10 protein-coding genes and 1 pseudogene are annotated in these 9573 nt (G+C 69.4%); 4 read left to right on the plus strand and 7 right to left on the minus strand.

Translation table 11 applies throughout. From position 1 onward, the window contains the following. Positions 1-238 (plus strand): annotated as a pseudogene (locus M4D77_RS22485) (HNH endonuclease); the annotation flags it as partial. Positions 239-265: 27 nt separating this feature from the next. Here the strand turns inward: M4D77_RS22485 and M4D77_RS22490 are convergent. Together M4D77_RS22490 and M4D77_RS22495 are read right to left on the minus strand one after the other, a co-directional pair. Continuing rightward, positions 266-1219 carry a hypothetical protein gene (locus tag M4D77_RS22490; RefSeq protein ID WP_165629798.1) on the minus strand — a complete coding sequence of 318 codons (954 nt, stop codon included), beginning with the start codon at positions 1217-1219 and terminating at the stop codon, positions 266-268. A gap of 69 nt (positions 1220-1288) precedes the next feature. Continuing rightward, complete coding sequence (locus M4D77_RS22495; protein ID WP_065632624.1) at positions 1289-1876, minus strand: HhH-GPD-type base excision DNA repair protein; 588 nt, start codon at positions 1874-1876, stop codon at positions 1289-1291. A 49-nt stretch (positions 1877-1925) separates the two neighbouring features. Between M4D77_RS22495 and M4D77_RS22500 the strand changes: the two genes are divergently transcribed. Then, on the plus strand, positions 1926-2471 hold the full coding sequence (locus M4D77_RS22500; RefSeq protein WP_259937472.1) for a hypothetical protein: 546 nt from the start codon (positions 1926-1928) through the stop codon (positions 2469-2471). A 1-nt stretch (position 2472) separates the two neighbouring features. On the opposite strand, the gene M4D77_RS22505 is transcribed toward M4D77_RS22500, so the two are convergent. The 5 genes from M4D77_RS22505 to M4D77_RS22525 all read right to left on the minus strand — a co-directional run bounded on the left by M4D77_RS22505 (position 2473) and on the right by M4D77_RS22525 (position 7335). Then, positions 2473-3135, minus strand: a complete 663-nt coding sequence (locus tag M4D77_RS22505; RefSeq protein WP_259937474.1) for a lysoplasmalogenase — start codon at positions 3133-3135, stop codon at positions 2473-2475. Further along, the gene (locus M4D77_RS22510) at positions 3132-4415 is read right to left on the minus strand and encodes a lipase family protein (protein ID WP_259937476.1); all 1284 of its coding nucleotides are present in this window, start codon (positions 4413-4415) and stop codon (positions 3132-3134) included. The genes M4D77_RS22505 and M4D77_RS22510 overlap by 4 nt, the downstream gene beginning before the upstream one ends. Before the next feature lie 52 nt (positions 4416-4467). Then, entirely contained in the window at positions 4468-5370 is a 903-nt protein-coding gene (locus M4D77_RS22515; RefSeq protein ID WP_165629802.1) for a hypothetical protein, read from the minus strand. Positions 5371-5604: 234 nt separating this feature from the next. Continuing rightward, on the minus strand, positions 5605-6261 hold the full coding sequence (locus tag M4D77_RS22520) for a GAP family protein (protein WP_165629803.1): 657 nt from the start codon (positions 6259-6261) through the stop codon (positions 5605-5607). 243 nt (positions 6262-6504) lie between these two features. Then, the gene (locus M4D77_RS22525) at positions 6505-7335 is read right to left on the minus strand and encodes a hypothetical protein (protein ID WP_259937479.1); all 831 of its coding nucleotides are present in this window, start codon (positions 7333-7335) and stop codon (positions 6505-6507) included. A gap of 299 nt (positions 7336-7634) precedes the next feature. Here M4D77_RS22525 and M4D77_RS22530 point away from each other — a divergent pair, with 299 nt between their 5' ends. Both M4D77_RS22530 and M4D77_RS22535 read left to right on the plus strand, forming a co-directional pair. Beyond that, positions 7635-8702, plus strand: a complete 1068-nt coding sequence (locus M4D77_RS22530; RefSeq protein WP_259937481.1) for a thiamine ABC transporter substrate binding subunit — start codon at positions 7635-7637, stop codon at positions 8700-8702. After that, positions 8683-9573 (plus strand): ABC transporter permease (locus tag M4D77_RS22535; RefSeq protein ID WP_396266611.1); only part of this gene is annotated, 891 nt, incomplete at its 3' end. The genes M4D77_RS22530 and M4D77_RS22535, both read left to right, overlap by 20 nt.

The following is a 9573-nucleotide window of genomic DNA, read 5'->3' on the forward strand; positions in this document are numbered from 1 at the left end:
GTTCGAACAAGCCGCGAAAGCACCACCGACACCGCGGATCATCGTGCCCGAGCGGCAAGGCAGACAACAGCAAGGCCGACCACCGCGCACGATCACCGAACGCACCGCCGCGAAACACGCGAAGCGGCGAGAAGAACGTGCCCGCAACAAGAAACAACGCGAAGCGAACCTACGCGCCCGGAGCGAAGCAACCCACCATCAAGCGACAACCCACGACGACGAGCCCCCGCCATTCTGACCCGGCGCTCGGCGTGGCCTGTGGCGGCTAACCCCGCGGGTACCCGTTCGTGTCCGCCGGAGCGTCTCCGTGTCCATTGCCGCCCGACCCCTTCGGCGGACGGGTGAGGCGTTTGGGAAGCCGCTCGGCGAGACCGCCGAGCGGTGCGACCGTCTGGTTCAGCAGGTCGACGGTCTCGGCGAGCTCGTGGACCGTTTCCTGCATGGCGAGCAGGTTGGGTCCCAGCTGCCCGATGACCTCGGTGAGCTCGGAGATCCGGTCCAGCGGCCCGCCCGGTGCGATCGCACGCTCGACCGCACCGTTCTCGCCCAGGAGCTGATCGAGCAGGCCGTCGTCCTCGGCGAGCCGGTCCAGGATGCCTCCCGCGGCGGTCACCTTCTCCAGCACGCCGTCGGGCGCGGTCAACTTGTCGACGATGCCGCCCTCGGAGGTGAGGCGCTCGAGGATGCCCTCGTTCTCGGTGAACTGGTCGACCACGCCACCCGGCCGGGTCAACCGGTCCAGCGGTCCACCCTTCGCGGTGAGGCGCACCAGGATGCCTCGTTCCTCGGCGACCTGGTCGAGGAGTCCGCCCTCGGCGGTGAGCTTGTCGAGCGGACCGTTCGGGGCGGTGAGCCGGTCGACGACACCCCCGGGATCGAGCAGTCGCTCCAGCGGACCGCCGTTGGCCAGGATCCTGCCGAACGGCCGCTCGGGGCCGAGTAGTTCGGACAGCTGGTTGAGGAGAGCGAGCGGCGTCCGGAGTGATCCGAGCTCGTCGGCGTCGACGCCCACTGCCAGTGCGATCTCGTTCTGCACGCTCCCAGCCGTGATACGGGCGATGGCGACTGCGGACTCGGCTGCACTGAGCACCACCCCGGTGACCGCGAAACCGAGTCGGAACGGCATCTCGACGAGCGCACGGCCCGCGTCCGCCGTGGCCACCGGTCTACGGTCGACGCGGCGACGGTCGGGTAGCGGCCGATCCGGAAGGGACTCCATGCTTTCCGACCCTAGGCCAGCCGACCGGCGTTCGGGGCGAGGGTTCGGTGATTCCGCGGGGCGGTGTCGCTACCGCGCCCCGGTCGCCGGTGCCTCTGCCGCCTTGGCGGCCTTCGCCGCCTTCTTGAAGTCGCGGACCTTCTGCAGCGAATCCGGGCCGGTCACGTCGGCCACCGACCGGAACCCCTTCTTGCTGTAGTCGCCGGCGACCTTGGTCCAGCCCGACGGCTTGACGTCGAGTTGCTTGGCGACGAGCGCGACAAAGATCTTCGCCTTCTGGTCGCCGAACCCGGGCAGGGCGCGCAATCGCTTCATCAGGTCCGCGCCGTCGGCGGCCTCGGTCCAGATGCGCGCGGCGTCGCCGCCGTACTCCTCGGCGACGACTTTCGCGAGCGCCTGGACCCGGCCGGCCATCGACCGACCGTAGCGGTGGATTGCCGGGGGAGTGGCACACAGGTCGGCGAACGCCTCGGGGTCGGCGTCGGCGATCTCGACCGGATCCATCGTGCCGAACCGGTCACGGATCTTGGCCGGCCCGGCGAAGGCCCGTTCCATCGGGAACTGCTGGTCGAGGAGCATTCCCGTGAGGAGGGCGAACGAATCGTTCGACAGGAGTTCGTCGGCCGCGGGTTCCTGCGCGATCTGGATCTTCGGCATGGGGTCGATTCTGGCAGACGGCACCCGCGTGCGGCTCTAGACTGCCCCCATGGTGAGCGGGGAGAACACGGTCGGCTTCGAGAGCGGCAGACGTCGGCGGGGACGCGTCGGAGTGGGAACGGTCGCGACGGTGGCCGGCGCCGTGCTGGCGCTGGCCGTGTCGCTGTTCGGTACTGGAGCCGCCGGGGCCGCACCGGCAGACGACGGGGCGAACTACGTCACCACCCTGCGGTGCGACAGCGTCAACCCGTGGCCGGCAGGCACGGTCAAGGTCCGCGTGGACGTGTTCAACCAGATCCGGCACCCCGCGGACGGACTACCCGGACCCGTCATCGCGCTCATCGGCACCGACCGTGCCCGAGCAGTGGCCCTCGAATACACCTACGAGGTGTCGGTGTCGTGGCGGAACCTGCGGACCGGACGTACCGGCGTCACCACTGTTCCGGGCCGCGGGTACACCATCAAATGGCAGGTCGACATCCATCCGGGCAGCGGTCCCGTCGCCTTCACGATCCGCCAGAAGATCGGTGCGCTGGCCTTCTTACCGATGACCAATCCGAAGTACTCGACCTGCTCGGGCCGCGCGGTCGCCTGACTCACCGGTCGGCGAGTCCGCCGATCAGCAGGTACTGCGCGGTGAAATAGCTTGCGAGCACCCAGGCCTCGCCGGCCACCCGGAGTCGAGGGTCGGTGACCAGGTGTCGTCGATTGATGATCGCGAGGTCGGAGAGCAGGAAGAACCACCCGCCCGCCCGCAAGCGCGGTTGCGGCGTCGGCACGTCCGCCGCCAGCGCCGACATCGTCGCGAGCGTGTTGCCGTACGTCCCCAGAACCGGCAGCAGGGCAGGGCGGTGTCGGCTCAGCACCGTCGCCGACTCGGCGAGAACGCCCACCCGCGGCGCGACGGACCGAACCGTCGGTCGTGCGCCGGCACGCCACATCGCGACCGCGTAGCTCAGCTGTGCGCCCGCGAAAGAGGTTGCACCCCTGCGGAGAAAACGATCCTTCGCCGCCGGGTCGTCGTGTTCGAACTCTTCCTGCAACATGAACCGGTCCCCAACAGCCGAGAACCCCAGAACGGCCGCCAGCGCGACGGTGTCGGCGACCGGGCGGCGTCGTGCTCCGGCGGCCACCCGCGCCGCGAGAAGCGCGATCGGCAGCGGTTTGGTGATCGCGGCGCTGCGTCGATCACCGGCCGACCCGGCGATCGTCGCTGCCGCGGCAGTGGCCGCATAGGCGATCCGGAACGTTCGGTTCACCGCAGGACGCGGGCGACGAACGCGCGGATGTCGGTGTCGGAGAACCGCTTCGACTGGGCACCGTCGAGCGTCAGATAGGTACGCGCCGACACCTTGCTGTCGCCGACCCGGGCGTCGTTGAGGTACTTGAGGGTGAGCGGTACGACGACGGAGGTGTCCTGCAGGGTCTGCGTCATCAGGACCGGACGCTCGAAGCCGCGAGTGGGCAGCTCGGTCGCCTTGGTCAGCAGGGCGGTGAGTTCGGTGTTCCCCGACAGCGGTTTGGTGAACAGCGAGCCGATGGCGAGACCGTCCACCTCACGCGCGAACTCGGTGACACACGACGCGGCGGCCTTGGTCAGCCACTTCTTGCCGGTGTCGGTGAGGTAGGCGTCGAGATCGAGGTCGGAGTGCGCGTTGCGGATCGCGCTCAGCGTGTACAGCGCGTCGGCGGCCAGCCCGGACGGCATCGCCGCGGACGACGGCCCGAGATTGGCCACGAGCGAACCGAACTGGGCGGGAATCGAACTCGCCGCGGCACCCTGGAAGTCGAGCTTGCCGCCCTGGATGGTCGGGGCCAGTCGGGCCAGCGTGATCGCGGCCGCGGCTCCCTGGCCCTCGCCGACCACTGCCCACGAGCGCGACAGGTTGTCGGCGATGTCCCGAGAGGCGCGCACCGCGTCGACGATGTTGCGAGCAGTGGCCTCGAGATCGTAGTACTGCGGCGTGCCGGGGGTCCCGACACCCGCGTAATCGGTACTGACGACGGCATATCCACGACCGAGCCATCGCTTGAGCTCATCGGTGTCCCCGGCGGTGGGCCGCGACGACGGTGCGCACCGGTCGGTGATGCCGCGCGAACCGTGGGCCCAGGCGACGATCGGCCAACCGCCGGCCGGCGCCCGCCCGCCCGGCACCATCAACACGCCCGAGGACAGATGGGCCTTGCCGTCGGCGCCGGTGCTCCAGTACGTGAAGTCGTTACCGGACCCGGCGCCCGCGACCGTACGTGCCCGGGGGAGTTCGCGATTGGCGTAGACGGCGCCCGGCGTCTGTCCCGGACCTCGCGTGTCGACGGTGCCCGCATTGTCGTCGGCGGGCGCGCTGTTGTCCGTCGACGACGGTTCCGCCGACGGCTCGGCCACGCCTGGCGTCGATGTTCCCGGAGTCGGTTCGGCCGCGGCCGTCGCCGTCATGCCGACGGCGGCCGGGGCCACGACGATCGTGAGGGCGGCTGCGGCCGCGAGGGCGCGTGCGAGGTGGGCACTCCGTGGTTTCGAAGTGTTGCCGTGGGGGTTCATGTGTCGTCAGTTCGTTCTGTGAGGCGTGACCGGATGCGAAAAGCGTTGTGCGTCAAGCATTGACGATGCCGACGGCAGGTAGGAACCAGCAGTTCTGGGTACCGTTGCTGGCGTTGCCGAAGACTGCCGACAGGATGGTGCCGCTGCCGGTCTTCACCGGTGCCAGCCGGACCCCGGACAGCAGGGGCAGCGCCGTCAGCGCGGTGCGGTCGGTGATCGGGTCGAGATCGGCGAAGCCGCCCTGGAGCGTGCTGGTGTTGAACCAGGCGACCTGCATTGTGCCGCCGCTACCGGCCGTCGGCGAGGCGGGCACGAAAGCGTATGCGGTCTCGCCCTTCTCGACGAGGTTGAGCTTCTCGGGCAGCTTCACGCCGGGGATCATGTCGAGCAGCGGCTTGAGCTGGGTCAGCGGGTCGGTCTTCATGGGCCAAGGACCCGCCACGGCCCCCGCCCCGGCGGTGACGAGTCCGAGCGGGTTGTCGGCGGTGGGGGCGGTACAGAACGGCGACACCGACGGGGTGAGCGTCTGGATGCCGAGCGTGCGCAACAGGGCGATGGGGTCGGTCGGGGCCGCGACCGGAGTGGCGGCCGACGCGGGTGCGCCTTCGGCGGCCGCGGGGAGCGGGAGAGCTCCCGCACGCCCGGCGATGTCCTCGACCGAGAGTTGTCCGGCGCTCCCCATGATCGTCTGGGCGGCCTGCACGGCGATCTGGTCGACACCCGCGGCCATGAGCAGCCGGACCGCCCCGGCCAGCTCGGCGTCGAACGGGATCGACAGCGCGCCGAGCAGGTTGGCGGGGATGAGTGGCTCGGCCGCCGCCGGTGCCGAGGTGGCGGTGAGGGTGGCCGCCGCGATCGCCACACCCATGAGACCGGCGCCGCAGCGCTGGATCGCGCGGCTGCGAGTGACGCGACGCGGAGCGTCGGAACGCGTGAACCGAGACGTGAGGGACATGGCTCTCCTTGGGGCAACCGGCTGTGACGGCCGAGCACCCGCCACGTGTGGCGGGTGTGACAGATGGGACTCGAGTTACAAGAGACCACGAAGACTCGGAACCCGGCAAGTCGCGAGTCCGACCTGTGACATGGGCGCGATCCGCGAGAGACCGAAACCGCGGCGAACTGCGGGTTCAGTGCCCTTGAGCACGGCCTCGGACCGCCGCACAGAGGCCGACCACCGCCGGCACGCTCAGCTCGCGCCGCCGATTCCCTTGCCGATCAACACGACTCCGATGACCAGGATCAGCACCGCCATCACCGTCGCGTTGTTCGCCTGCAGCCACGACTTGAGGCGGTCGAGTGGTTCGCGCAGGCGGGCCGCGGCGAGCTGGTAGCCCACGACCGGGACCACGACCGAGGTCGAGGCCAGGAGTGCGAAGATCGCCACCGCGATCACGTCCTGCGGCATCGACAGCGCGCCCGAGGCGATCGAGACACCCGCCGCCGCGCAGAGAACGAGATTCTTCGGATTGATCGCCGCCAGCGCGAACGCGATACCCATGGCGGTCACCGGACGCATCTCGTCGATGGCCGACATCCACTTCGGCGTCGCGGACTCCGCGTGCCGGGAACGCCACTGACGCAACCCGACGACGAGCAGAACGACACCGAGCGCGATCTTCATCCAACCGGTGCTCGACGACGATCCGTCGAGGTCGACGGCGCTTCCGAGGGCCACGAAGACGGCCACCGCGACGACGATGCCGACAAGCCAGCCGATCGCGAAACCGATACTCGTCGTGCGCGCATGGCGTCCCAGGAGCATGAGGATCGCCGCGATGATCGGGATCGGCGACACCGCGACACCCACCGCAAGGGGTAGTAACTCACCGAGCACGGGTCCCATCGAGAACTCCTCACGACATGGTGCCGACAGATGACGTTTGTACGCCATGAGAATGGCGAATGTCGGACTGTTTGCGTGACGGACGGTCTTGATATGTCTTGCATGCCATTTCGCGTTCTGTTCGGCCGATGTTCACGTGATCTGCCGCGCCTTCCGATAGTGGCGCCCTGAGCGCAGGTCCTCTCACGACGAAGGCACCCCGGCTGCGAGCCGGGGTGCCTTCGTCGTGAGAGGAGAAAGAGATCAGATGATCGCGAGCCCGATCACCGGGACGATGGTGCAGGAGACGACCTGCCCCTTCGTCTTCGTGGTGACGTTGCCGTGGATCGCCGAGATGACGCGGCCCTTGCCGGTTCGCGAGATACCGGTGAAAGTGCCGGGGCCTTCCTTCACGTTGATCTTCGGGTTGCGCTTGAGCGTCGTGGTACCCGTGCGACCGGTGTCGACGTTGAACCAGCTGACCGTGAGCGGCGCGGCCTTGTTGTCGATCGCCGGACCCGTGCCGAGCGAGGTGTAGACGTAACCGGCCTCCCCGCGCTTGGGACCGGGGGCCGGTGCCTCCTGCGGTCCGGCGGTGACCAGGGCGCGACCGAGCGAACCGCCGCCGGGGATGCAGCCGAGGCCGAAGGTCGGGTAGAGGAATTCCTGGATCTTCGGGGCGTTCGGGCCCTGCGGGATCTCGGGATCGCCGGGCTTGCGCTCGGCGGCGAGCTGACGCGCGGCCTGCTTGCGGCCGGGTTCGCCGAGGAAGTCGGCGATCGAGCGCCAGATCTTGCTCACCTCAGCCGGCATACCGGGGGTGTCGGCGAACGACTGGGCCTGGCGGAGCAGGTCGACCGAGACCTTGCCGTCGGGTCCGGGCGTCGCCACGGAGCCGATGATCGCGGGAGCGAACGCGCCGAGCGAGTCCAGCACGCGCTGGTCGACCTTCGGGGCCGGGGCGGCCTGCGCGGCCATCGGCATCGCGAGTGAGGTCGCCGCCGCGAGCGCCGACACGGCGACGAGGAGTCGACGGGTCCGGAGTCGACGCGGGGCATGGCCGGATCTCAACCTCAGTGGCCGGGAGAAACGCACTGGTGTGTCCTAACGGTCGTGGCGCCGACGATCAGTCGATCAGCGCCTCGCGGGTTGTGTCATCCGCCCGGGTGTCGGGTAGCGGACAGCCCATCCTCTCACCCGGGTCGTCGCGGGTCATTTTAAGCCCCCCGCGGGTTCCACTGTCCAGACCGCCGGCCTGTTACGGGTGGGGTTGTTGAGGTAATTGATGCAATTGTTATCGAAGTGACGTCGGAACGGTTGAATCGTACGGACAGGCGGCAACCTGGTTGGATGGTGAGAATCGGGGATCGGGGACGGTCGAACAGGAGTCTGAAGTGACAGAGCTGCGCGCTGACGCGTCGGGTCGCCCACGCGGAAGGTCGCGACTGACGCGACTGGTGGTCGGTGCGGCCGCCGTCATTCTCGCCGCGACGTCGGCGAGTGCGTGTGCCGACGACTCGTCGTCGGGCGGCGAGGTCACGCTGCTCACCCACGATTCCTTCGAACTGCCGGAGTCGGTGATCGACGAGTTCCGCCAGGAGACCGGACTGACCCTGAAGATCGTGAAGTCCGGGGACGCCGGGCAATTGGCGTCGACGGTGTCACTGACCCCGGGTGCGCCCAAGGGAGACGCGGTCTTCGGCATCGACAACACCTTCGCCTCGCGTCCGATCGACGCCGGCGCCCTGGAGTCCTATGAGTCACCCGCCGCGGCCGACGGTGCCGCCGATTTCGCGGTGCCCGGCGCGGAGGGGCAGCTCACGGCCGTCGACCGCGGGGATGTGTGCCTCAACATCGACGACGGCTGGTTCGAATCCAGGTCTCTGACCCCGCCGGCGAGCTTCCGCGACCTGACCCGCCCGGAATTCGCCTCGCTCACCGCGGTGACCGACCCGGCGACCTCCTCGCCGGGCACGGCGTTCCTGCTCACCACCGTCGGTGCGCTCGGAAACGGCTGGCAGGACTACTGGAAGCAGGTCGTCGGCGGCGGCGCGACCATCGTCTCGGGCTGGGAGGTCGCCTACAACCAGCTTTTCACCGCCGGAGAGGGCCGTGGCGACAAACCCATCGTGCTGTCCTACGCCTCGTCGCCGGCGGCGACGCCCGGGACGAGCGCGCTGCTCGACAGCTGCTTCCCGCAGGTGGAGTACATCGGCATCCTGAAGGGCACCCGGAACTCGACCGGCGCCCGCAGGCTCGTCGATTTCATGCTGAGTCCCACTGTGCAGAAAGAACTCCCGAACTCGATGTACGTCTACCCGGTGCAGCGCGACACCCCGCTGCCCGAGGGATGGCCGGCGCGCGCGGAGGTGCCCACCTGGATGTCGTCGTTGCCGCCCGCCACGATCGCGGAGAACCGCGAGATGTGGCTCGACCAGTGGCGTGCCGCGGTCGGCCGGTGACGACTCGGTGACCCCGGCCGGGACAGTGGTGACCCGGGTGGCCCGGGCCGCCGGACCGGTTGCGCTGTGGGTGGTCCCGGCGCTGTTCGTAGTGGTGCTGTTCGCCTGGCCGGTGATCGCGCTCGTCCGGCGCGCCGTCACGATCGCCCGTGACTCCGGGGTGGGCCTGATCGAACTGCTCGACCGTACCGACGCCCTGGGGCTTCTGGGCGTCACCCTGGGCCAGGCGGCCGCCTCGACGGTCCTGGCGCTCGTCGCCGCCGCACCCATCGCGTGGTTGTTCGCCCGGGTCCGCGGGACCACCGCGGTCGTGCTCGCCGTCGTGGTGACCGTGCCATTCGTGCTGCCGACGGTCGTCGTCGGTGTCGCCTTCCGTTCTCTGCTGTCCGGCCCATTGGCGTTCCTGCACATCGAATCCGGGCTGCCGGCCGTGCTCGCGGCGCACATGTTCATCAACATCGCCGTCGTCGTCCGCGTCGTCGGCGCGGCCTGGCGCAACCTCGACCCGCGGCTGCTCGAGGCGGCACGGTCGCTCGGGGCGGGCCGGATTCGGGCGACCATGACCGTGGTCGTGCCGCGCCTGGTGCCCGCCACGGCGTCGGCGGCCGCGCTGATCTTCCTGTTCTGTTCCACCAGTTTCGGCGTCGTGATCATTCTCGGCGCCGGGGAGCTGCGGACCCTGGAGACCGAGATCTACACGCAGGCCATCGGATATTTCCGGATTCCCGAGGCGGTCGCGCTGTCGATGCTGCAGATCGTGGTGGTCATTGCGGCGCTGCTCCTGACGCGGGTGTTCGCGGATCCGGCGAGCCGCGGATCGGGTGGCGGCGCCCGGCGGGCCGAACGGAACCGCAGGGTCGCCGGGGGGCGC

It is taken from the genome of Gordonia sp. p3-SID1431, assembly GCF_025143765.1.
GTDB lineage: Bacteria > Actinomycetota > Actinomycetes > Mycobacteriales > Mycobacteriaceae > Gordonia > Gordonia hongkongensis.